This is a genomic window from Parvibaculum sp., from assembly GCF_030651915.1.
Lineage (GTDB): Bacteria > Pseudomonadota > Alphaproteobacteria > Parvibaculales > Parvibaculaceae > Parvibaculum.
In genome coordinates this window covers 296256-320291 of record NZ_JAUSBV010000010.1, presented here as the reverse complement: position 1 = coordinate 320291, position 24036 = coordinate 296256, and the positions used below count along the sequence as shown (strand labels likewise).

Below are 24036 nucleotides of genomic sequence, written 5' to 3'. Positions count from 1 at the left end.
TTCTATTCCTGCTCGTCGCCGGCTTCGCTGTCGGCACTTTCCTCGACCCGCTCGACCGAGACGACACGCTCGTCGGCGGCGGTGCGGAAGACGGTGACGCCTTGCGTGCCGCGCGCCTGGATCGAGATGTCATGGACCGGGCAACGAATGAGCTGGCCGGCATCGGTGACAAGCATGATCTGGTCGTCGTCCTCAACCGGGAAGGAGGCGATCAGCCTGCCGTTGCGCGCGCCGATATCCATCGCAATGACGCCCTTGCCGCCGCGGCCCTTGGCCGGATAGCGATAGGAGGAGGAACGGCGTCCGAAGCCTTTCTCGGTGACGGCGAGCACGAACTGTTCCTTGGCGCCAAGCTCGGCATAACGCTCGGTGGTCAGGGTGAGGTCCTCGATCGCCGCGTCGTCGGCGTCTTCCTCGTCGGTCTTCGACGGGCCGTCATCGACCGAAATGTCGCCCAGCGTAGCCCGACGCATGGCGGCCGCCTGCTTCAAATAGGCCTCGCGCTCCGCCGAGGTCACTTCGACATGGCGCAGGATCGTCATGCCGATCACCTCGTCGCCTTCATCGAGCCGGATGCCGCGCACGCCGGTGGAGGTGCGGCCGGCAAAGACGCGCACTTCCGAGACAGGGAAGCGCGCCGAACGCCCACCCGCCGCCGTCAGCAGCACATCGTCATTTTCAGTGCATATCTGCACGCCGATGATGCTGTCGCCTTCGTCCTCGAGCTTCATCGCGATCTTGCCGCTACGATTGATCTGGATGAAATCGGAAAGCTTGTTGCGCCGGACGCCGCCGCTCTTCGTGGCAAACATCACAAACAGCTCATCCCACTTACTCTCGTCTTCGGGCAGCGGCATGATGGTGGTGATGGTCTCGCCCTGCTTCAGCGGCAGAATGTTGATCATCGCCTTGCCGCGCGCCTGTGGCGTCGATTGCGGCAGGCGCCAGACCTTGAGCTTGTAGACCATGCCGGTGGACGAGAAGAACAGCACCGGCGTATGCGTGTTGGCGACGAAAAGGCGGGTGACGAAATCCTCGTCGCGCGTCGACATGCCGGATCGACCCTTGCCGCCGCGGCGCTGCGCCCGATAGGTCGAAAGCGGCACGCGTTTGATATAGCCGTGATGGCTGACGGTGATGACCATGTCTTCGCGCTGGATCAGGTCTTCGTCTTCGAAGTCGGATTCCGACTCGATGATTTCGGTACGGCGCGGCGTGGCGAATTCCGACTTCATCGCCAGCAGCTCATCGCGCATGATGGTGAGCACGCGTTCCCGCGATCGCAGAATGTCGAGATAGTCCGAAATCTTCTCGCCGAGCCCCTTGAGCTCGTCGCCGATTTCGTCGCGGCCAAGCGCCGTGAGACGCTGCAGGCGCAATTCGAGAATGGCTTTCGCCTGTTCCTCGGACATGCGCGTCGTGCCTTCATCCGACAGGCGGTGACGCGGATCGTCGATCAGCGCAATCAGCGGCGAGATATCGGCGGCCGGCCAGTCGCGCGCCATCAGGCGCTCGCGCGCCGCCGCCGGATCGGGCGCGGTGCGGATGAGCTGGATCACCTCATCGATATTGGCGACCGCGATGGCCATGCCGACCAGCACATGGGCGCGATCGCGCGCCTTGGTGAGCTCGAACTTGGTGCGCCGCGAAATCACTTCCTCGCGGAAGGCAATGAAAATGGCCAGGAACTGCTTGAGGTTCATCAGCTCCGGGCGGCCATGGTCGAGCGCCAGCATGTTGCAGCCAAAGCTCTGCTGGAGCGGCGAGAAGCGGTAGAGCTGGTTCAGCACCACATCGGGCACCGCGTCGCGGCGCAGCTCCACAACGACGCGCATGCCGTTGCGGTCGGATTCGTCGCGCAGGTCCGAAATGCCCTCGATGCGCTTTTCGCGCACCAGCTCGGCGATCTTCTCGACCATCGAGGCCTTATTGACCTGATAGGGAATCTCGGTGATGACCAGCGCCTGGCGGTCCTTGCGCACTTCCTCGATGTCGACCCGGCCCCGGACAACGACCGAGCCGCGGCCGAGATGATAGGCCGAGCGCGCACCCTGACGGCCGAGCATGATGCCGCCGGTCGGAAAATCGGGCGCCGGCACATGTTCGATCAGCTCATCGACCGTGATCTCGGGATTGTCGATCTGCGCGATGCAGGCGTCGATCACCTCGCCGAGATTGTGCGGCGGGATGTTGGTCGCCATTCCGACGGCGATGCCGCCGGCGCCGTTGACCAGAAGGTTTGGAAATTCAGCCGGCAGGACGACCGGCTCGCGCTCGGAGCCGTCGTAATTGTCCTTGAAGTCGATCGTATTCCTGTCGATGTCGCGCAGCAGCGCATGGGCGGTCTTGGCCATACGCACTTCGGTGTAACGCATGGCGGCCGGCGGGTCGCCGTCGACCGAACCGAAATTGCCCTGCCCGTCCAGCAACGGCAGGCGCATCGAGAATTCCTGCGCCATGCGCACCAGCGCGTCGTAGATCGACTGGTCGCCATGCGGATGATACTTGCCAATGACGTCGCCGACGACGCGCGCCGACTTGCGATAGGGCTTGTTCCAGTCGTAGCCGTTCTCATTCATTGAAAAGAGGATACGGCGATGGACGGGCTTGAGGCCGTCCCGCGCATCGGGCAGCGCCCGGCTGACGATCACGCTCATTGCGTAATCGAGATAGGAGCTGCGCATCTCGTCTTCGATGGCGATCGGGGAAACGTCGCGCTCCGGCGGAAGGCCGCCCGCCGCGCCGCCGGCCGGCGGACGCGAACCGCCGCCGTTCAGACTGTTTTCCACATCGGTGTCGCCGCCCGGGCCCGGCTCGCTACCCGGAATGTCGTTGTCTTGAGTATCGGACAAGTGTTTTTCTGACGTTGAGAGCGCTGCCGCAAGGGCCGAAATCGCGCATCGCGGGGGCGCTCGGAAGGAACAAAAACGAGGGCCGACGACGCGCGCCGAATCCCTCTGACTGACTGGTTGGCAGACTACCAGACACGCCTTCTCACGGCAACTTCAAAGACGCGAAAAGACGTACCGTAACATGCTGAATTAAAAGAAAAAAAAGCCCTTTCCCAAAAGCCTGCGACGGCTCTCGCCAGCCGGTCCGGAAAAGCCCGTCGCTGCACATGCGCGGCAACATGTCCTGTGCGCGAAATGCACCTAGTTCACGTCCTCGTGTAGTGTCGACAGCGGCTTTCGGACCACGCCCGACAACGACCGACAACCCATCGCGAGGCCTCCTGTTCCCATGTCCCGCAACCGTTCCTCAAGCTTCAATGTCGCTCCCGCCACCGCGCCGTCAGAAACCGACGCACGCCCGGATTGGGCGGCGCTGCCAATCGACGACATCGCCGCACAACTGACGAGCTCTGCCGATGGGCTGAGTGCTGCGGAGGCTGCCGCCCGTCTCGAACGCTTCGGTCCCAACCGTCTCGCCACCGCCAGGCGGCGCAGCGCTCTTATGCGGCTGGCCGGCCAGTTCAATAATCTGCTGATCTACGTGCTGCTCGCCGCGGCGGGCCTCGCCCTGCTGATCGGACACAGCGTCGATGCGCTGGTGATCCTTGCAGTTGTCATCGTCAATACCGGCATTGGTTTCTTCCAGGAGGGCAAGGCGGAAGATGCGCTGGAAGCCATCCGCAGCATGATCGATCCCGAGGCAACCGTACGGCGTGACGGCACCCGCACCCTCATCAAGGCTGATGAGGTCGTACCGGGGGATCTGGTACTTCTCGAAGCAGGTGACCGCGTGCCGGCCGATCTCCGCTTGCTCCGCGCCCGAAACCTCAAACTGGACGAAGCGGCGCTGACCGGCGAATCCGTGCCGGTTGAAAAGTCGACCGCTCCCGCACCTGCCGCAACCGATCTGGCCGAGCGTAGTTCGATGGTCTTTTCGGGTACCATCGTCGTGTCCGGACAGGGCGCTGGTCTTGCGGTCGCAACCGCGACACAGACCGAGCTTGGCCGTATCAGCGGCATGCTGGCCGACGTCGTCGAACTGAAAACACCGCTGGTCCGGCAAATGGACCGCTTTGCGCGTCACATTACCTTTGCGTTGATGGGCGTGGCCGTCCTCGTCTTCGTCATCGCGCTGCAACGCCCGGATTTCGCACTGGCCGACGCTTTCATGGCGGTCGTCGGTCTTTTCGTTGCGGGGATTCCCGAAGGACTGCCGGCGATCATGACGATTACGCTGGCGATCGGCGTGCAGCGCATGGCCGGCCGCAAGGCAATCATCCGCCGCTTGCCGGCAGTTGAAACCCTCGGCGCCGTCTCCGTCATCTGCTCCGACAAGACCGGCACGCTGACACGCAACGAGATGACCGCACGTTCGATCGTGACGGCTGACGGTTTGATCGAGGCCTCGGGGACGGGTTATGTCCCCGAGGGCAAACTGACCAGCGACGGACAGCAGGTCGGCCCGGACGAACATCCTCAACTGGCCGCCATTCTCGAAGCGGCCTCGCTCTGCAACGACGCCGAGATACATGAAGAGGCAGGCAGCTGGAAGGCGGCCGGCGACCCGATGGAAGCGGCGCTGTTGATTTTGGCGATGAAAGCCGGACGGAACCCGTCCGAACGCCGCCATGCCCGCGCCCGCCTCGACGCGATACCCTTCGACTCCGCCCACAAGTTCATGGCGACGCTGCATGAGGCGGAGCACGCCGCCGGAGACAGCGGACGGGCCATTTTTGTCAAGGGGGCACCCGAACGCCTGATCGAGATGGCCGACGCCGTGCTGACATCCGATGGCACAGTGCCGATCGACCGCAATCGCTGGCACGCACGGGTCGATGAACTGGCGGCAAGAGGCGAACGCGTTCTCGGCTTTGCCCTGAAGCCGGTTTCGGCCGAGCATGGCGCCGTCGAGGCCGATCATGTCGAGAGCGGACTGGTGCTGATCGGCCTGGTGGGTTTCATCGATCCGCCGCGCGAGGAAGCGATCGAAGCGGTCAAGGCCTGCAAGCAGGCCGGCATACGCGTTGTGATGATCACCGGCGACCACGCCTTGACCGCGAAGGCCATTGCCCGCGCGCTCGGGCTGGCGGACGATCCGCATGTCCTGACCGGCCGCGACCTTGAAGAGATGGACGACGCCGCCCTGAAAAAGGCCGCTCTCGAAACCCAGGTCTTTGCGCGCACCACGCCCGAACACAAGCTTCGCCTGGTTGAGGCCTTGCAGGCCGACGGCCTGACCGTTGCGATGACCGGAGACGGCGTCAACGACGCGCCGGCGCTCAAGCGCGCCGATGTCGGCGTCGCCATGGGCCAGAAAGGCACCGAAGCCGCAAAAGAAGCGAGCGAAATGGTCCTAGCCGACGACAACTTCGCCTCGATCGTCGCAGCAATACGCGAAGGCCGGACAGTCTACGACAATCTCAAGAAGACGATCCTCTTCCTGCTGCCGATCAATGGCGGAGAATCGATGACAATCGTTTTTGCAATCCTGGCCGGCCTCGAAATGCCGATTACGCCGGTCCAGATCCTCTGGGTCAACATGGTCAGCTCGGTCGCACTGGCCATGGTGCTCGCATTCGAACCGACCGAACCCGGCACGATGCGCCAGAAACCGCGCCCGGCCGACGAGCCGATCCTGCGCGGCGACGTCGTCTGGCGGATCGTCTTCATCTCGATCCTGTTCCTGTTCGGTGCCTTCGGCATGTTCGCGTGGGCGATCGACCGCGGCCTGCCCAACGAAGTCGCCCGGACCATGGTCGTCAACACGATTGTCGTGATGGAAATCTTCTACCTGTTCAGTGTGCGCTATGTGCACGGTGGCTCGCTGACGCTGCGGGGCCTTTTCGGAACGCCGGCCGTTCTCGCCGGCGTCGCCGCCGTCATCGTGCTGCAGCTCACCTTCACCTACGCGCCATTCATGGTGCTGCCATTCGACACGGCGCCGGTTGCCTTCACGGACGGTCTCGCGATTGTCGCCGTCGGCGTCGCGCTTTTCGTCATACTGGAAATCGAGAAAATGACCCGCTTGGGCTGGCAGAAACGGCGGCACAGAACCGCGGATTGAAGCGCGGATGGATATGCCCGTCTACCAGACCTGAGGCTTTTCGATCATCAGATAGAGGATCGCCAGTACGCCGAAAAAGGCCGGCCAGCCCATCCAGAACCAGAGGCGCATGTAGCGCCGATAGCGGGCAGGCAGCACCGTTCCACCGTCGCGCGCGGCGACGGCCATCTTGCGCATTTCGTTCTGCATCCAGACAACCGGTAGCCACAACAGGCCGACCATCACGAAAAGCGCGAGACTCAACACAATCCAGCTTTCGTCGAGCGTATGGCCCGACAGCATAACCATCGCAAGGCCGGTGACCGGCTGAACGATGACGGCTGTTGCTGTGAAGACCAAATCGGCGATGACGACGATCCGCGCCGTGCCGGCGATCAGCGCGACATCGCCACTGCGGTCGGCCATATACATGAAGAAGGCGATGCCGACCCCGGTCCCGAAAAGAACCATGGCGCCGAGAATGTGTAGATATTCGAGGACGTGAAAGAGATCCATCGCCTGAAGCCCGCACCGACCCTTCAGAACGGAATTTCGTCGTCGAGGTCCTGGGTGAAATTGCCGCGTCCGCCGCTGCCAGAACCGCCGCCGAAATCATCGGAACCGCTGCCGCCGCCGTAGTCGCCGCCGGCGGACGAACCGCCGCCCTTGCCGTCGAGCATGGTCAGAACCGAATTGAATCCCTGCAACACGACTTCGGTCGAATATTTTTCGACGCCGGACTGGTCGGTCCATTTGCGCGTCTGTAACGCGCCTTCGATATAGAGCTTGGCGCCCTTTTTGACATACTGCTCGATGACCTTGCAGAGACCCTCGTTGAAGACGACGATGCGGTGCCACTCGGTCTTTTCGCGGCGCTCGCCGGTGTTCTTGTCGCGCCAACTTTCCGAGGTCGCGAGCCTGAGATTGGCGATCGGACGGCCGTCCTGCGTACGGCGGATTTCAGGGTCCGCTCCCAGATTGCCGACCAGGATCACCTTGTTGACGCTGCCTGCCATGTTTTCGCCCTCGCGCTGGAACTGTCCTTGCGCCGGACCCTAACCGCGACGGCGGTTGCAAACCAGCGCACCCGATAAAAAACCTGTGGATCAAACGATGAAAGAAATTGCCGCGAAGAGCAGACCGAGCCCCACAACCAGCATGGCCCCAAACTGAAGAGTTTGGTGCGACAGCGCCAACCGCAAATCTTCCTTCGTCACCAGATCGGCAATAATCATATCGCGGGCCAGCCTTGCATGCTCGTCTGCGAGCTGTTGAGGCTCCGGCGGTTTGCAGCCGCTCGGAATAACCAAGCGTATCAAACGCTATCCCCACCTGTCGCCTCACGCCTTGACCGGCTCGTCGTTCTCATTATGTTCTCATGGTCCGGCATTCATGGCAAGCTCAAATCCGATCCGCTGTGATTCTTTCCTGACACCCCCATATGGCCCTTGAAGCGGCGGCGACTGCCCTACATAGATGGTCCCGACACCGTATCCGTCATTCAGCCCGCCGGATGACGCCTCCCCAGAGTTCCTCCGCATGACCCGTTCTTCCAGACCCGCCGCCGCGCCCGACACGCAACACCGCCAGATCCGCGTGATCGGGGCGCGCGAACACAATTTGCGCAATGTCAGCGTGGAGCTGCCGCGCGACAAGCTGATCGTGATTACCGGGCTTTCGGGCTCGGGCAAGTCGTCGCTGGCCTTCGACACGATCTATGCCGAGGGCCAGCGCCGCTATGTCGAGAGCCTCTCGGCCTATGCGCGGCAGTTCCTCGAAATGATGCAGAAGCCGGATGTCGATCAGATCGACGGCCTCTCGCCCGCCATCTCCATCGAGCAGAAGACGACATCGCGTAATCCGCGCTCGACGGTCGGCACGGTGACCGAGATTTACGACTATATGCGGCTGCTCTGGGCGCGCATCGGCATCCCCTATTCGCCGGCGACGGGCCTGCCCATCGAAAGCCAGACCGTCAGCCAGATGGTCGACCGCGTGATGGCGCTGCCGGAAGGAACGCGGCTCTTCCTGCTGGCGCCGATCGTCCGCGGCCGCAAGGGCGAGTACCGCAAGGAATTCGCCGAGCTGCAAAAGAAAGGCTTTCAGCGCGTCAAGGTTGATGGCGCCTTCCACGAGATCGCCGACGTGCCGGACCTCAACAAGAAGATCAAGCACGACATTGACGTGGTGGTGGACCGCATCGTTGTGCGCCCCGACCTCGGCAACCGGCTGGCCGACAGTTTCGAAATCGCGCTGAACCTGGCCGACGGCATCGCGGTCGTTGAAATGGCCGATGCAAAAAAGGGCGAAGCGGCCGAACGCATTATCTTCTCCTCGCGCTTCGCCTGCCCCGTTTCGGGCTTCACCATCGACGAGATCGAACCGCGTCTCTTTTCGTTCAACAACCCGTTCGGCGCCTGCCCGGCCTGCGACGGGCTCGGCACGCAGTTTTATATGGACCCGGACCTTGTGGTGCCGGATCACGGACTGTCGCTGAAGAAGGGGGCGATCGCGCCCTGGTCGCGCTCGACCTCGCCCTACTACACGCAAACGCTGATGGCGCTGGCGAAGCAATACAAGTTTTCGATGACGGTGCCGTGGTCGCAACTGCCGGAAGAAGCGCAGAATGTGATCCTTTACGGCTCGGGCGACGAAGTGGTGACGTTTGCCTATGACGACGGCATGCGTTCTTACAAGACGAAGAAACCGTTTGAGGGCGTGATCCCCAATCTGGAGCGGCGCTGGCGCGAAACGGACAGCGCCTGGGCGCGCGAAGATATCGAACGCTTTCAGGGCATCACCAATTGCGACGCCTGCGGCGGCTTCCGCCTGAAGCCGGAGGCGCTGTCGGTCAAGATCGCGAAGCTGCATGTCGGCGAAGTGTCGCAAATGTCGATCCGCGAAGCGAACCGCTGGTTCTCCGATCTCGACCAGCATCTGACCGCGAAGCAGAACGAGATCGCCGGCCGTGTGTTGAAGGAAATCCGCGAACGCCTGCATTTCCTCAACAATGTCGGCCTGGAATATCTGGCCCTGTCGCGCAACTCAGGCACATTGTCGGGCGGCGAGAGCCAGCGCATTCGCCTCGCCTCCCAGATCGGTTCGGGCCTGACCGGCGTGCTCTATGTGCTGGACGAACCCTCCATCGGTCTGCATCAACGCGACAATGACCGCCTGCTCGAAACGCTGAAGCGGCTGCGCGACCTCGGCAATACAGTCATTGTCGTTGAGCACGACGAGGATGCGATCCGCACCGCCGATCATGTGGTCGACATGGGTCCCGGCGCCGGCATTCACGGCGGCGAAGTCGTGGCCGAGGGAACGGTCGACGACATCATGGCCGCGCCCGACAGTCTGACCGGCCAGTATCTCACCGGATTTCGCCAGATCGAGGTGCCGGCGACGCGCCGCACCGGCAACGGCAAGTGGTTGAAGGTCACCGGCGCGAAGGAAAACAACCTCAAGAATGTAACCGCCGAAATTCCGCTCGGCGTTTTTACCTGCGTCACCGGCGTCTCGGGCGGCGGCAAGTCGACGCTCCTGATCGAGACGATCTACAAGGCCGTGGCGCGGCGCCTCAACAACACGCGCGAACATCCCGGTGCCTTCGACGAAATTTTCGGCCTCGAATATCTCGACAAGATCATCGACATCGACCAGTCGCCGATCGGCCGCACACCGCGATCCAATCCGGCGACCTATACCGGCGCCTTCACCTTCATCCGCGACTGGTTTGCCGAGCTGCCCGAAAGCCGCGCCCGTGGCTACAAGCCCGGCCGCTTTTCGTTCAACGTCAAGGGCGGGCGCTGCGAGGTGTGCCAGGGCGACGGCGTCATCAAGATCGAAATGCACTTCCTGCCTGATGTCTATGTCGAATGCGACAATTGCCATGGCCATCGCTACAACCGCGAAACGCTGGAAGTGAAGTTCAAGGACAAGTCGATCGCCGATGTGCTGGAGATGACGGTCGACGAAGCGGCTGGCTTCTTCAAGGCGGTGCCGGCGGTGCGCGACAAGATGGAAGTGCTGCAGCGCGTCGGTCTCGGCTACATCAAGGTCGGCCAGCAGGCGACGACGCTGTCGGGCGGTGAAGCGCAGCGCGTCAAACTCGCCAAGGAACTATCAAAACGCGCCACCGGCCGCACGATCTACATTCTCGACGAGCCGACGACGGGTCTGCATTTCCACGATGTGGCAAAGCTGCTCGAGGTGCTGCACGAACTGGTCGACAGCGGCAACACCATCGTCGTCATCGAACATAATCTCGAAGTCATCAAGACGGCTGATTGGCTGCTCGATCTCGGCCCCGAGGGCGGTGATGGCGGCGGCGAAATTGTGGCGGCAGGAACGCCCGAAGATGTCGCGGCCGAGCCCCGCTCCTACACCGGGCAATATTTGAAGGAGCTCTTCAAACGCCGCCCGGGGAAAGCGAAAGTGCGCAAGGCCACCTCCGCGCTCGAAAGCGGAGCGGTGGCCCGCAAGGCCGGGCCGCAGGGGAGACCGAAGACGGCGGCTAGGGCGCAGACGAGAAAATAGGCATCGCACACGCGTTCCGCCGGTCTCGGGCGGGGGCTACCGGCTCTCGCTAGCGAAGCGGACGGGTGCCTGCGCGTCGAGAAACGTCAGAATATGGCTGGCGACTTCCTCAGGCCGCTCTTCATGCGGAAGGAAGGCCGCGCCGCCGATCACCGCGAGGCTCGCCTTGTCCGGCATCCGTGCCACCATCTCCCGGGCACGCCGGACGGGGAATACGCCGTCCTTCTCGCCCCAAATGAAGAGTATCGGCACGTCAATCTTCGCATGCAATTCGTCGAGACGCGCGACGAGACTGTGATCGACGCCGAGAAGATATTCGAGCAATCCCCTGTATGCGTGATCGGAGCGAAGCCAGCTCGTCACGAACAGTTCCATGTATTCGTCGTCGAGCAGCCGCTTGTCGACGAAGAAGCCGGTGCTTCCAAGCCAGCGGCGCATCAACGATTTAGAACCGAGCGCCGCCTTGAAGAGCGCGCGTCCGAAGCGCCGTCTGAACATCCATTGCAGTTTCGGCACGACACCAGGCAGATGCCCCGGCACTTCGGTATCGATGGCAACGATCCTGTCGACGCGCGCCGCGTCCGAAACTGCAAGCATGCGTGCAAAAGTGCCGCCCGTGTCATGGCCGATGACGGAATAGCCCGGCAGCTTCATCCTGTCCGCGAATGCCCGCACGCGCTCGACATGGCCATGGAAAGAGAAATTGGTTTGCCGGCTCCAGCCAGATGCACCCATGCCCGCTGCATCGAGAGCATAGCAGGTGTAGTGCGGTTCGAGCAGCGGCAGCAGCTTGCGGAAGCTCGCCTTGTGAAAGGGCCAGCCATGCAGCAAAATGAGCGCCGGGCCGCTCCCGGAAACGGTGTAGGCAAGCTCGATGTCTTCGTAAGGGAAGGTCAGGGTTTTCGTCATTTTGCATTCTTTCCGTTTGTGCCGATCCGCAGGTTCGGCTGAGCGACGCAGCTGCGCCACTACCCGGAAGGTAAGAAAATCGCCATGAACACGATCCTGCAGGACGAAGGCATATTCGGCGTTCACCTGCGCCGCGCCCGGCTCGCACGAAAGCGAAGCCAGGAAGAACTGGCGGAAGTCGCGGGCATCTCGGCGCGTCACATGAGCTTCATCGAAACGGGACGGTCGCGCCCGAGCCGCGATGTCGTGTTGCGTCTCGGCGACGCGCTGGAATTGTCGGCGAACGAGCGCAACGCGATGCTGCGGCTCGCGGGCTTTGCGCCCGCCTTCGCGCCGGCAGACCTCGCACAGCCCGAACGGGTGCTGGCGCGTGATGCGGTGTCAAAACTGCTCGACGCACAGGGCGCCATACCGGCCGTCGCATCGGACTCGCTCGGCAACATTCTCGAAATGAACGATGCCGCCGTGCGGTTCTTCAGCATCTCGCGCGACCAGCCAATTGCGGCCGGCGACAATCTGTTCGAGCTTTTCTTTTCGGATACGGCCGCGCGCGCGTCGATCGTCAATTGGCGCGAGGTGGCGCCGGCGCTGCTTCATCATCTGGAACAGGAAGCGCTGATTGCCCCGGACCGCGCCAAGGCCGGGCGTCTCGTTGCCCGGATCAGGCGCCTGGCCGGACCTGAAATCGAGCCCGCCGGGGCCGAGTTGCCAATCTTCAGGTTCGAAATCCGGATCGGCGACCGACGCCTTTCTTTCGTATCCAACTACAGTACGTTCGGCGTGCCCTACGACGCGACGATGCAGTCGATCCGTATCGAGTGCTTCTTCCCCGCCGACCGCGAGACGCAGTCTTTCCTCGAAACGTTAACGGCCGAAAGCGTGTAAACCGGATTTTTTCCGCCGGACACCAGATCGGCCGTTCCCTGCGAGCGCCAACCCGTATATTAAGGGCTGTAAGTCGGGCGCCGGGGGATCATGTTTCAGTTAGATCGCCGCGAATTTCTCAAGCTGTTTACGGCAGGAGCCGGGTGTTTTGCGTTCGCCGCCAGCACCCTGCCCTTCACGTCGCGGCGCGCCTGGGCCCAGGCCAATGGCGGCTACTATCATTTCCCGCAAGGGCTCGCCTCCGGCGACCCGCAGCCCGACGCCGTGATGTTGTGGACCCGCGTCGAGACGACCGACCCTTCCGCGCCGGAAATGCAGACCTGGATCGATCTCTATGTACAGGTCGCCGAGGACGAAGCCTTCGAGAAGCTGGTTGCCGAACAGGCGATGCGCGCCGACCCGGCCGCCGACCACACGGTGCGTCTCTTCATTCACGGGTTGAGACCGGACACCGTCTATTATTATCGCTTCTATGCCGGTGGCGACCGCTCGCCCTATCCGGGCCGCACACGCACCGCGCCGCGCGCGAACGCCACCCGCAACGTCCGTTTCGCCGCCATCTCGTGCCAGAGCTACGAACAGGGCTACTACGGTGCGTTGCGCCGGCTCGTGAACGACGACATCGCCGCCGCGCCGGAGGACAGGGTCGATCTCGTTCTGCATCTCGGCGACTTCATCTACGAACGCACCGGCGACGTACCGGAAAATATGAGACCGGCGCGCCTGATCGGGCCGCTCCCGAACGGCACCGAACCGTGGGAGCCGGACGGCACACGGCCCTGGTGGCAGAAAGGTGGACAGGCCGCCGTAACGATGGCCGACTACCGCACGATCTACCGCAAATGTCTGACCGACCCCGACCTGCAGGCGGCGCGCGCACGCTTTCCTTTCGTCCACACTTGGGACGATCACGAATTCACCAACGACGCCTGGCAGAGCCACGATACTTATTTCGGCGATGGCGAACCGGCGCAGCGCCGCAAGCTTGCCGCCAATCGGGCGTGGTTCGAATACATCCCCGCCGTGCTGACGCGCATGCCCTCGTTCAACGGCGTTGCCAACAAGGCGCATGACTACAAGCCTGTTCGCGTAGTGGACGGGCCGATGGGCGAACCCGACGAACACTTCCTCTATCAAGGCGAAGACAATCTGAAAGCACTGTCGAGCCTGACGATCTATCGCACCTTGAAATGGGGCGCGATGCTCGATCTGGTGGTGACGGATCTCAGGAGCTATCGCAGCCCGCCCGTGATGACGGAAGAGGTCAAGGAATTCATCAAGGGCGCGCCCGCTTCTCCCGTAAGTCTCGTTCAGCTGCTTGACGCCGGCGCGACCGCAAATAACGGTGAGCCGCCGGAAACGATCCGCTATGGAGGCAAGGAGATGCCCAACCCACGGCGCGACGCACCGCCCGGCACACATATGGGCACTGCGCAAAAAGCATGGTTCAAGTCGGTCCTGACCGCCTCGACCGCAAAGTGGCGCGTCTGGGCGAATGGCGGCCCGGCGCTGCAGATGCGCCTCGACTTCTCGCGCATTCCCTTCGCTGGATTGCAGGACGGCTATGTCGGCACCGACGCCTGGAACGGATTTCCCGGCGAGTTGAAGGAACTGATGAGCTTCGTTCGCGACGAGGGCATCGGCAATCTCGTTTCGGTCGCCGGCGACTATCATGCCTTCGCCGCCGGCCGCCTGCCCGTCGATCCGGATGCGGACGAAATTTCGCATGTCGCCGTCGAATTCATGACCGCCGCCATCAGCTCCAACGCGATGTACCCCATGGTTGAGCAGCGCACACGCAACAGCGGCTTCTTTCACCGCGCGGTCGTGCTGGACCGGGACGGCGAGAAGTTCGAGAACTGGAACAACACGCTGGTGAACGGTTTGCGTGCCGGCATTCTCGTCAATTATTCGGACTCGGCCTATCTCCGCGACATGGTGCAGAACGAACGCGCGAGCCCCGGCCTCGACTACCTGGACTCGGACGGGCACGGCTATACGCTGGTAACCCTGAGCGACGAGGCGATGAAGGTCGAGCAGGTCAACGTAGGCGACGTGTCGCGCGACGCCGGCCCTGAAGGCGCGGACGTGCTGCGCCGCGCGCGTTTCACCGTGAAATCATGGGCAGCCGGCGAAGAGCCGGCGCTGGAAGGTCCGGAGTTCGAGGGCCCGCCGCCCTACCCTTGGACCCTCGTCTGACTTGCCCTCCGGTTTGACGCGCGGGCCCCAACCGCTAAGCTTCCGTCCCAAGAAAAGACCGGGAGGGAGAGGGCATGGGTTTTTCCGAGTATGCGTCTTATGACGGTTTGGGGCTCGCCGATCTGGTGCGCCGGAAAGAGGTCAGCGCGACCGATCTGGCCGAGGAAGCCATTGCGCGCATCGAAAAGCACAATCCGGCGCTGAACGCGGTCGTTACCAAAATCTACGATCGCGGACGCGAAGCGGCGAAGAAGCCGGCCAGCGGCCCTTTCGAGGGCGTACCCTTCCTGCTGAAGGACATTCTGGGCGACCTCGAAGGCGTGCCGACGCAGAACGGCTCGCGGTTCCTCAGCGGCATTCCGGCCCCGCATGACGGGACGCTGACTACTCGCTTCAAACAGTCCGGCGTCGTCATTCTTGGCAAGACGAATGTACCCGAATGCGGGCTGCTGCCGACGACCGAGTCGGCGCTCTATGGACCCGCTCGCAATCCCTGGAACACCGACTATTCGACGGGCGGCTCTTCCGGCGGTTCGGCCGCCGCCGTCGCGGCCGGCATCGTGCCGATCGCCCATGCCAATGACGGCGGCGGCTCGATCCGCATTCCGGCGGCCTGTTGCGGCCTTGTCGGACTGAAGCCGACGCGGGCGCGCAATCCGCTGGGCCCCGATATGGGCGACATCATGGGCGGACTGATCCATGAGCACATCGTTTCGCGCAGTGTGCGCGACACCGCGACCATGCTCGACTGCACCTCGGGACCGGAACTCGGCGACCCTTATTTCGCGCCGCCGAACGATCGCCCCTTCGCCGAGGAAGTCGGCCGAAAAACGGGCAAGCTCCGCATCGCCTATTCGGTGACCGACACGGCCGGCAAGAAGGTGCATCCCGAATGCGTCAAGGGTATTGAGGAGACGGCAAAGCTGCTGCGCGACCTCGGCCATGAGGTTGAGGAAGCGGCGCCGCCACTGACCAATGAAATCCTCTCGCAATCCTTCATGGCGCTATGGGCCGCAGGTCTTGCATTGCAGATTGACGGATTTGCGATGCTGACCGGCAAGCAGCCCAACGACAACGAGATCGAAGGCCTGACCTGGGGCCTTTATCAGGCCGGCAAGCAGGTGACGGCGGTTCAATACCAGATGGCGATTGCGCAGATGCAGGGCATGTCGCGGCAGGTTGCGCATTTCATGGAATCCTACGATGCGTGGATGACGCCGACGCTCGGTGCGCCACCGCTGAAGATTGGCACCATCGACATTCACGAACGCGACCCGGTGAAGGCTTTCGCGCCGATCATCGACTACGTTCCCTTCACCGCCATCGAGAATGCGACGGGCCAGCCGGCAATTTCGCTGCCGCTGCATTGGACGGCGGACGGTTTGCCGGTCGGCATCATGTTTGCCGGACGCTTCGGCGACGAGGCCGGCCTGATCCGCCTCGCCGCGCAACTGGAAGAAGCGCGGCCATGGAAGGACAAGCATCCGAAAATCTGGAACTGATTTGCGGCAAGGGAGAGAGACAATGGGATTTGCCGAATATGCGGATTATGACGGGCTGGGCCTTGCGGAGCTTGTGACCAAGGGCAAGGTGACGCCGCTCGAACTGATCGACGCCGCGATCGAACGCGCCGAGCGCCACAACCCGACACTCAACGCCATCGTCTATGAGGCTTACGAGGAAGCGCGCGACGTCGCCAAGGGCAAATTGCCCGACGGGCCGTTCAAGGGCGTGCCCTTCCTGATCAAGGATCTTGGGTCACCGGTGAAGGGCTGGCGGCGCTCGAGCGGCAGCCGCTTCGTCGCCAACCTCGTAGACACCGAGGACAGCGAATTGGTGAAGCGTTTCCGCACCGCCGGTACCGTGCTCTTCGGAAAAACCAACACGCCCGAATACGGCATTACCGGCACCACGGAATCGCGCCTGCTCGGGCCCTGCCGCAACCCCTGGGACCCGGCGCGCATTTCCGGCGGGTCGTCGGGGGGTGCCGCTTCCGCCGTCGGCGCCGGCATCCTGCCGCTCGCGCATGCATCCGATGGGCTCGGCTCGATCCGTATTCCGGCCGCCTGTTGCGGCCTTGTTGGCATGAAAATAACGCGCGACCGCAACCCGCAAGGCCCGGACGACTACGACCGCGCCATCGGCTTCAGCGTCGACCATGTGGTGAGCCGCACCGTGCGCGACAGCGCCGCGATGCTCGACGCGACCGGCTATCCGGAGCCCGCCTCCCCCTACGCACCGCCGCCGAAGGCGCGTCCCTATATTGAGGAGATCACCAAAAGCCCCGGCAAGCTGAAAATTGCCTGGTCGAGCGAGACGCCGAACGGTCGGCCGATCCATCCGGAGATCCAGGCGGCGCTGGAGCGCACGGCCGATGCGCTGGCAAAACTCGGCCATGATGTCCGCCCGCGCGGGCTGGGCATCGACTACCGTCAGCTCTATCGCGCGCAAGGCGCGGTCTCGGGCTCGAACTTCGCCGCCGGCATGCTGCGCCGAATCGAGAAGATGGGCCGCGAGCCAGAACCGGACGAGCTGGAGCCGCTGACCTGGGCGGGCTTCCGCAACGGCCAGAAACTCTCCGGCGCGCAGGCCATGTGGGGCTGGCAGCAACTTCGGCTGATGAACCGCCAGATCCTCGGCGTCTTCGAGGAAATCGACGTCTATCTCTGCCCGGTGCTCGGCCAGTTGCAGCCCGAGATCGGCCATCTGGGCCCTGACCAAGAGGCGCGCGAACTGAACAAGCGGCAGGGCCAGGTTTTCCCCTTCACCCCGCCCTTCAACTTCACCGGCCAGCCCTCGCTGTCGCTGCCGCTGTGGGAATCCGAAAATAGCCTGCCCATTGGCATGATGTTGACCGGCCGCTACGCCGACGAGGCAACCCTTTTCCGCCTCGCCGCGCAACTGGAGAAGGAACTGCCCTGGGCTGCACGGAAGCCGAAGGTGTGGAACTGAGGGGACGGGAGTGCTATCTCCTGCCCCATGAGCGATAGCGTCAAACCCGTCCACGTGATCGGCGCCGGCATGGCCGGCTCCGAGGCCGTATGGCAGCTTGTACAGGCTGGCGTGCCTGTGGTTCTGCATGAGATGCGTCCGGTGGTGAAAACAGACGCGCACCATACCGACGGCTTTGCCGAACTCGTCTGCTCGAACTCCTTCCGCTCCGACGATCACGAATTGAACGCCGTCGGCCTGCTGCATGAAGAGATGCGGCGCGCGGGCTCGCTGCTGATGGAAGCCGCCGCCGTTGCGCGCGTGCCGGCCGGCGGGGCGCTTGCCGTCGACCGCGATGTATTTTCGGCTTATGTGACGGACAAGCTGACGGCACATCCGCTGGTGACGGTCGAGCGCGGCGAGATTGGCGGGTTGCCGCCCGCCAGTTGGGACAATGTGATCGTCGCGACGGGACCGCTGACATCGGACGCACTCGGCAAGGCCATCGGCGAATTGACTGGCACGGAAGAACTTGCCTTCTTCGACGCCATCGCACCGATCGTTCATCGCGACAGTATCGACATGTCGGTCTGCTGGTACCAGTCGCGCTACGACAAGGTGAGCGCTGGCGTTGAAGGCGAAGGCGGCGCGGGCAAGGACTACATCAACTGCCCGCTGACGCGCGAGCAATACGCCGCCTTCGTCGAGGCGTTGCTGACGGGCGACAAGACCGAATTCAAGGAATGGGAAAAGACGACGCCCTATTTCGACGGCTGCCTGCCGATCGAGGTGATGGCCGAGCGAGGGATCGAGACGCTACGCTTCGGACCGATGAAACCGGTCGGCCTGACCAATCCGCACAAGCCCGACGAAAAGCCCTACGCGGTGATCCAGCTGCGCCAGGACAACAAGCTCGGCACGCTCTACAATATGGTCGGGTTCCAGACCAAACTGAAACATGGCGAGCAGACGCGCATCTTCCGCACGATACCGGGACTTGAAGGCGCCGAGTTCGCGCGGCTCGGCGGCCTGCACCGCAACACTTTCCTCAACAGCCCGAAGCTGCTCGACCCGTCGATGCGGCTGGCGAAAGAGCCGCGTTTGCGTTTCGCCGGACAGATCACCGGCGTCGAGGGCTATGTCGAAAGCGGCGCGATGGGACTGCTTGCCGGCCGCTTCGCCGCTGCCGAGCGACGGGGCCTTGCGCCCGAGGCACCGCCGCGCACGACGGCACTCGGCGCATTGCTGGCGCATATCACCGGCGATGCCGACGCAACGACCTTTCAGCCGATGAACGTCAATTTCGGTCTCTTCCCACCGCCCGAAGTGCCGCTCGACGAAAACGGCAAGCGTCCACGCGGCAAGGCCAAAGCACCGGCACGCAAACGCGCCTATACCTCGCGCGCGCTGGCGGATCTCGAACACTGGCTCAATCCGAAGGCGCAGGCAGCCGAGTAATCAGATGCACCCGATAATTTTCGCGCGTAGCAACCGCAACTGAAGTCGGAACACCGGCACCTCTGTCGCCTGATGGAACGGATTGAACACCCGCGCCATCATCAAATCGAGATAGCGGTCGCATAGCGCCGCCGGCAGAAGTGCCGGCAATGCCGCGCGCGGCAACGGCTCGCGCCGCGTTTCGGCAAGAAAAGCCCGTGCCCGATCCACCACCTCGTGCATGACACCGCGCAGGCCCTCGGTCATCGTGCCGGCCAAAACCGTATGCGGATCGACCTCGTGGCGACGCAACAGGTCGGCCGGCATGAAGAGGCGTCGTTGCGAAGCATGAAGAGGCAAGCTGCGGAGGAGGCCTGTGAGCGCATAAGCGATGCCGGCGTTGCGAACGGCGCTTTCGGGCATGGTCACGCCGAGCGCCCCGGCGGCCAGACGCATGACCGCCGCCGAAGTTGCGTCGGCATAGGCTTCGAGCGCGGGAAGGTCAGCGAATGCCTCTTCCGAGAGGTCGCGCTCCCGCGCGTCGATCAGCGCCAGCAGCCCCTCACGTGAAATATCCGTCGCAGCCAGCGCTTCGGCAACCGCGTGACCGCGCGTCTCGCCCCGGTCGAGGCCCTCGACGGTCTCGCGCCACCATTGCAGCCGTATCTGGCCCATCATCGGTTCGCTGACCGCTTCGGGAATGCGCGCGATCTCGACATTGAAGGCGTAAAGCGCGAGCAGCGCGTCGCGTGCCGGCGCGGGCGCCAGCAATACCGTCAGAAAACGGTCGTGATCGTGCTGCCGGACTTCCTCGAAACAGGCCGCGAACGCCGTTGCCGTCTGCGTCATGCCGCATCCCTCAAAGAAAACGGGGCCGCCTTCATGGCGGCCCCGCTCATGTTGCCCACGCGTTTGCGCGATCAGTAGATGTTCTGCGCCGAGACCATCGCGAAGAGCATCGGGATCGAAAGCACCGTGTTGGTGCGCGAGAAGAGCATCGCGGTGCGCGCCGCCGCCGGCTTCGCTTCGGCGGGGCCGTCAACGATGCCGAGCGCGATCTTCTGGTTCGGCCAGATAACGAACCAGACGTTGAACCACATGATCGTACCCAGCCACATGCCGATGCCGATGGCGATACTTTTCGGTACTGCAAAGCCGGTCATCGCACCGAGCGTATAGGCGTCGAGCAAATAGCCGTTCATATGGGCAACGATGACACCGGTGACAATCGTCGCCATTGCACCCCAGCGGAACCAGAACAGTGCCTCAGGTGCAATCACCTTGCTCACCGCAGGCTTCTGGTCGTCGGGAATTTTTGGCATCGACGGCATCTGGACAAAATTGAAATACCAGAGCAGGCCGATCCACATCACGCCGCTGATGACGTGAAGCCAGCGGAAGAAGAAAGCCCAGAAAGCGTAGTCGCCGAGCGAGCCGCCCCAGTTGAGATAGAGCAGCACCAAAATCACCGCCAGCACGAAGCCGGCGATCACCGTGTTGCGGAGCGATGTGAGAATGGCAGCCATGATGGTCCTCCCCGTCTGATTGCCCGGCGCCGCCTCCGGCCTCTGCCTCGTGGAAGGCGTCCGGATCGGATGCCGAAACCGGCGCGACTCAATGTCGCGATACTGGAATGAAAACTAGGAGTTTCCGCCACAAAAGCCAAGCCCGCGAGAACCCGCAATCAGGGAACGGCGATCAGCGCAGCGGCAACGCGGCGGTTTTCGGCGAGCATCATGTTGTAGGTCCGGCAGGCGGCCGGGGTCGCCATCATATCTGGAAAGAGCCCGCGCGATTCGAGATGCCTCTGCGCCTGCGCCGGCAATCGCGCAAAGGCCTCGCCGGACCCTATCAGCAGGAAATCGACGGTGCTGGCCGCGTCGGCCAGAACGGCGAGCGACGCTGCCGTGACGTCGCCGAGCGCGGCGGCGGACCAGGGATAAAGCCCTCGCGGCGTGACGATGATCGAGCCATCGAAACGCTGTCCTTCGAGGCGAAAGCCACCATCGCCATAGGCGTCGACCGGCGGCTGTCCCGAAAAGCGCGGCTTCATGCCCGAAGGGCCACCGCTCACGCTTTGGCCCCGGACTTTCCCTCCGCCGTCTTGCCGGCGCTGTTGCCCGACCAGTCACGCGACACGCCGACCGCCAGAATGACCGGCGCAGCAATGAAAATCGACGAATAGGTACCGATCAAGATGCCGAAGATCATCGCGAAGGTGAAGCCGCGCAACACTTCGCCGCCGAAGACAAACAGTGCCAGGAGCGCCAGCAATGTCGTACCCGATGTGATGACCGTACGCGACAAAGTCTGGTTGATAGATAAATCGATCAACTCTGCGAGATCCATCTTCTTGTACTTGCGCAAGTTCTCCCGGACACGATCGTAAACAATGACGGTGTCGTTCATCGAGTAGCCGACAATGGTCAGGATGGCGGCGATCATCTGCAGGTTGAACTCGATCTGCAGGATGCTGAGAATGCCGATGGTCGCAAAAACGTCATGGACCAGTGAAACGATCGCGCCGAGGCTGAACTGCCATTCGAAACGGAACCAGATATAGACAAGCATCAGCACCATCGCGAGTACGACCGCAATGGTACCGTTCCGGACAAGCTCACCGCTGACCTGCGGTCCAACAACTTCGACGCGTCGGTATTCGGCAACCTGGTCGCCAAGTGCTGTGCGAACCTTGTTGACGACCTCCTGCGAAGCGGCTTCTCCACCTTCGGCCGGTGACGGAATCCGGATCAAGACATCATCGGCTTGACCAAATTCCTGGATCTGAACTTCACCGAGGTCAAGACCGCTCATCGTGGTTCGCAACTGCGTGATGTCGGCGGGACCATCGGTCGCGACCTCAATCATGATCCCGCCCTTGAAGTCGATGCCGAAATTGAGGCCGCGCGTGAAAAACAGCGCGATCGACGCAGCGATGATGATCAGCGAAAAGCCAACGGCGATATATCGGAATCTGACAAACGGAATATGGGTATCGTCGGGAATTAGCTTGAGATGACGCATATGTCTGGCTCCGTCCCGGCGTTTATAGGTAAATAGTTTTCGGACGCCGGCGGCGTATCCAAACCGAGAGCATCAGGCGGTTAACGGTATAAGCGGTAAATACCGAGGTTATGATGCCAACGCCGAGCGTTACCGCGAAGCCGCGCACGGGCCCCGACCCCATCTGGAACAGGATCGCTGCGGAAATCAGTGTTGTGATATTGGCATCGAGAATGGACGAAAGGGCTCTGTTGTACCCCGTTTCGATGGCCGGAACTGGCCCCTTGCCCGCCGCGATTTCCTCGCGTATGCGTTCGTAAATCAACACATTGGCGTCTACCGCCATGCCGACCGTCAGCACAATGCCGGCAATACCGGGCAAGGTAAGTGTTGCTTGCAACACCGACAAGACAGCAAAGATCATCGCCATGTTGAGGGCGAGCGCCACCACCGCCAATACGCCGAAGAACCCATAGCTCGCGATCATGAAGACGACAACCGCAAGGCTGCCGATCACCGCGGCGACTTCACCCGCCCGGATTGAATCGGCGCCAAGGCCGGGGCCAACCGTTCGCTCCTCCAGCACATTGAGCGGCGCAGGCAGTGCACCCGCACGCAGCAGGATCGCCAGGTCATTGGCCGCTTGCACGGTGAAATTGCCGCTGATCTGTCCCGAGCCACCCATGATCGGCTCGCGGATCACAGGGGCGCTGATCACTTTGTCGTCGAGCACGATCGCGAACGGCCTGCCAACGTTATTGCGTGTCACTTCGCCGAATTGCCGCGCGCCCGTGGAGTCGAAACGGAAGTTGACGACCGGCGCGCCTGACTGCTGATCGAAGGCCGGTTGCGCATCGACCAGCTTGTCGCCGCCGACCATGATACGACGCTCGACGAGCACCGGCGAACTCGGCTCATCTGCCGTGTAAATAATCTCGGTACCTGTCGGGACCGTTCGCGTTGCGACGGCCTGCTCGCCCGACATCGCGTTGCTGACAAGGCGAAAATTCATCTTCGCCGTTTGTCCCAGCAGTTCTTTCAAACGCTGTGGATCATCGAGTCCGGGCACCTGAACCAGAATACGGCTTGCGCCTTGTTGCTGGATTACAGGTTCCGTCGTGCCCAGTTCGTCAATGCGGCGACGTACAATTTCGATCGATTGCTGCACAGCGGACTGAGTGCGCGCGACGATTGCCGGTTCGGTCAGCGAGACCACGATCTCCTGCTCGTTGACGCGCACCGCAATGTCGCGCTCCGGTAAAGCCGAGAAAACATTTCCGGCAATCGTCGTGCCGATACTGTCAATCGCCGCCCGCGCCTTCTCCATGTCTTCCGCTCGCGTGATACGAACCGAGACATCCGAATTTCGTATGCCGAGACCCGTATAGAGAACTCGCTCGTTGCCGAGCGCCACACGAACGTCATTGAGGAGCGACTGGAGCCGATCCTGGACAAGCGACCGCGTATCGACCTCGAGCAGCATGTAAGAGCCGCCACGAAGATCGAGACCGAGATTGATCTGCTGGTTCGGCAGCCAGCTCGGCACGCCCTCAAGTGACGCCCGAGGCATGAAATTCGGTGCCGAATAGGCAATCCCCGCCACGCACAGCAAGACGATCAGTGTTATTTTCCAGCGTTCGAAGTGAAGCATATCGGCATGTCCCCCCTTTGCGGGGGGCTCCCGCGAGCAGCGTTACGAAGGGGTATTGGCGTTGGCCGGCACCGGTTCCGATTTTGAGCGCACATCCGTCAGCGTGGTCTTGACCACACGCACCCGGACGCCATCGGCGATTTCGACCTGAACCTCGGTGTCCTCGACCTTGACGATCTTCCCGACAAGGCCACCTGCCGTCACCACCACATCGCCACGGCGGACATTGGCGACCATCTCGCGATGCAGCCGCATCCGCTTCTGCTGGGGCCGGAGAATAAGAAAATACATGATCGCGAACAGCGCGATAAATGGAAATAGCGAGATCAAGAATTCAGAAGTGCCGCCGCCACCCATCAATTTCTCCTGTTCCGACTGCTTGCTCTGCGGCAGGGCTGCCACGCCGCGCTGGATTGCGCCGGACTATAGCGGCCGGTCGGGCATTTGCAAACCGCTGGCCGGGGCCTCTTCCTTTTCACCTAAGCAACGGC

The 24036-nt window shown here is 62.6% G+C and carries 18 protein-coding genes; 7 read left to right on the top strand and 11 right to left on the bottom strand.

From position 1 onward, the window contains the following. Positions 1-2 precede the first annotated feature (2 nt). Entirely contained in the window at positions 3-2684 is a 2682-nt protein-coding gene (gene gyrA, locus Q7V31_RS15560) for a DNA gyrase subunit A (protein ID WP_370690680.1), read from the bottom strand. Positions 2685-3240: 556 nt separating this feature from the next. On the opposite strand from gyrA, the gene Q7V31_RS15555 reads away from it, so the two are divergent. Then, positions 3241-6015: a cation-transporting P-type ATPase gene (locus tag Q7V31_RS15555; RefSeq protein WP_304735593.1), complete on the top strand. Its 2775-nt coding sequence runs from the start codon at positions 3241-3243 to the stop codon at positions 6013-6015. Between the two features lie 21 nt (positions 6016-6036). Here the strand turns inward: Q7V31_RS15555 and Q7V31_RS15550 are convergent, their stop codons facing one another. From Q7V31_RS15550 to Q7V31_RS15540, 3 genes are all read right to left on the bottom strand, one after another. After that, on the bottom strand, positions 6037-6510 hold the full coding sequence (locus tag Q7V31_RS15550) for a DUF2269 domain-containing protein (RefSeq protein WP_304735592.1): 474 nt from the start codon (positions 6508-6510) through the stop codon (positions 6037-6039). Between the two features lie 23 nt (positions 6511-6533). Beyond that, positions 6534-7010, bottom strand: a complete 477-nt coding sequence (locus tag Q7V31_RS15545) for a single-stranded DNA-binding protein (RefSeq protein WP_304735591.1) — start codon at positions 7008-7010, stop codon at positions 6534-6536. Between the two features lie 90 nt (positions 7011-7100). Continuing rightward, a complete protein-coding gene (locus Q7V31_RS15540; protein WP_304735589.1) occupies positions 7101-7304 on the bottom strand; it encodes a hypothetical protein in 204 nt (67 codons plus the stop codon). A gap of 229 nt (positions 7305-7533) precedes the next feature. Between Q7V31_RS15540 and uvrA the strand changes: the two genes are divergently transcribed. After that, entirely contained in the window at positions 7534-10530 is a 2997-nt protein-coding gene (gene uvrA, locus Q7V31_RS15535) for an excinuclease ABC subunit UvrA (RefSeq protein WP_304735587.1), read from the top strand. Between the two features lie 36 nt (positions 10531-10566). Here the strand turns inward: uvrA and Q7V31_RS15530 are convergent, their stop codons facing one another. Next, entirely contained in the window at positions 10567-11439 is an 873-nt protein-coding gene (locus Q7V31_RS15530; RefSeq protein ID WP_304735586.1) for an alpha/beta fold hydrolase, read from the bottom strand. An 84-nt stretch (positions 11440-11523) separates the two neighbouring features. On the opposite strand from Q7V31_RS15530, the gene Q7V31_RS15525 reads away from it, so the two are divergent. From Q7V31_RS15525 to trmFO, 5 genes are all read left to right on the top strand, one after another. Continuing rightward, positions 11524-12324 carry a helix-turn-helix domain-containing protein gene (locus Q7V31_RS15525; protein ID WP_304735585.1) on the top strand — a complete coding sequence of 267 codons (801 nt, stop codon included), beginning with the start codon at positions 11524-11526 and terminating at the stop codon, positions 12322-12324. Between the two features lie 90 nt (positions 12325-12414). After that, on the top strand, positions 12415-14523 hold the full coding sequence (locus Q7V31_RS15520; RefSeq protein ID WP_304735584.1) for an alkaline phosphatase: 2109 nt from the start codon (positions 12415-12417) through the stop codon (positions 14521-14523). A gap of 74 nt (positions 14524-14597) precedes the next feature. Then, a complete protein-coding gene (locus tag Q7V31_RS15515; RefSeq protein ID WP_304735583.1) occupies positions 14598-16025 on the top strand; it encodes an amidase in 1428 nt (475 codons plus the stop codon). A 22-nt stretch (positions 16026-16047) separates the two neighbouring features. Next, positions 16048-17475, top strand: coding sequence for an amidase (locus Q7V31_RS15510; protein WP_304735580.1), 1428 nt, complete (start codon positions 16048-16050; stop codon positions 17473-17475). Positions 17476-17502: 27 nt separating this feature from the next. Then, positions 17503-18912: a methylenetetrahydrofolate--tRNA-(uracil(54)-C(5))-methyltransferase (FADH(2)-oxidizing) TrmFO gene (trmFO, locus tag Q7V31_RS15505; RefSeq protein ID WP_304735579.1), complete on the top strand. Its 1410-nt coding sequence runs from the start codon at positions 17503-17505 to the stop codon at positions 18910-18912. On the opposite strand, the gene Q7V31_RS15500 is transcribed toward trmFO, so the two are convergent. The 6 genes from Q7V31_RS15500 to yajC form a co-directional block, all read right to left on the bottom strand. Beyond that, the gene (locus Q7V31_RS15500) at positions 18913-19740 is read right to left on the bottom strand and encodes a phytoene/squalene synthase family protein (protein ID WP_304735578.1); all 828 of its coding nucleotides are present in this window, start codon (positions 19738-19740) and stop codon (positions 18913-18915) included. Positions 19741-19811: 71 nt separating this feature from the next. Beyond that, on the bottom strand, positions 19812-20417 hold the full coding sequence (locus Q7V31_RS15495; RefSeq protein WP_304735577.1) for a urate hydroxylase PuuD: 606 nt from the start codon (positions 20415-20417) through the stop codon (positions 19812-19814). Between the two features lie 158 nt (positions 20418-20575). After that, entirely contained in the window at positions 20576-20965 is a 390-nt protein-coding gene (locus tag Q7V31_RS15490) for an Mth938-like domain-containing protein (protein ID WP_304735576.1), read from the bottom strand. Beyond that, positions 20962-21915 (bottom strand): protein translocase subunit SecF, encoded by a 954-nt coding sequence (secF, locus tag Q7V31_RS15485; protein ID WP_304735575.1) that lies wholly within the window; start codon positions 21913-21915, stop codon positions 20962-20964. The genes Q7V31_RS15490 and secF overlap by 4 nt, the downstream gene beginning before the upstream one ends. 22 nt (positions 21916-21937) lie before the next feature. Further along, positions 21938-23545, bottom strand: a complete 1608-nt coding sequence (gene secD / locus Q7V31_RS15480) for a protein translocase subunit SecD (RefSeq protein WP_304735574.1) — start codon at positions 23543-23545, stop codon at positions 21938-21940. Between the two features lie 42 nt (positions 23546-23587). Continuing rightward, positions 23588-23902 (bottom strand): preprotein translocase subunit YajC, encoded by a 315-nt coding sequence (yajC, locus tag Q7V31_RS15475; protein ID WP_304735572.1) that lies wholly within the window; start codon positions 23900-23902, stop codon positions 23588-23590. Positions 23903-24036: the final 134 nt, after the last annotated feature.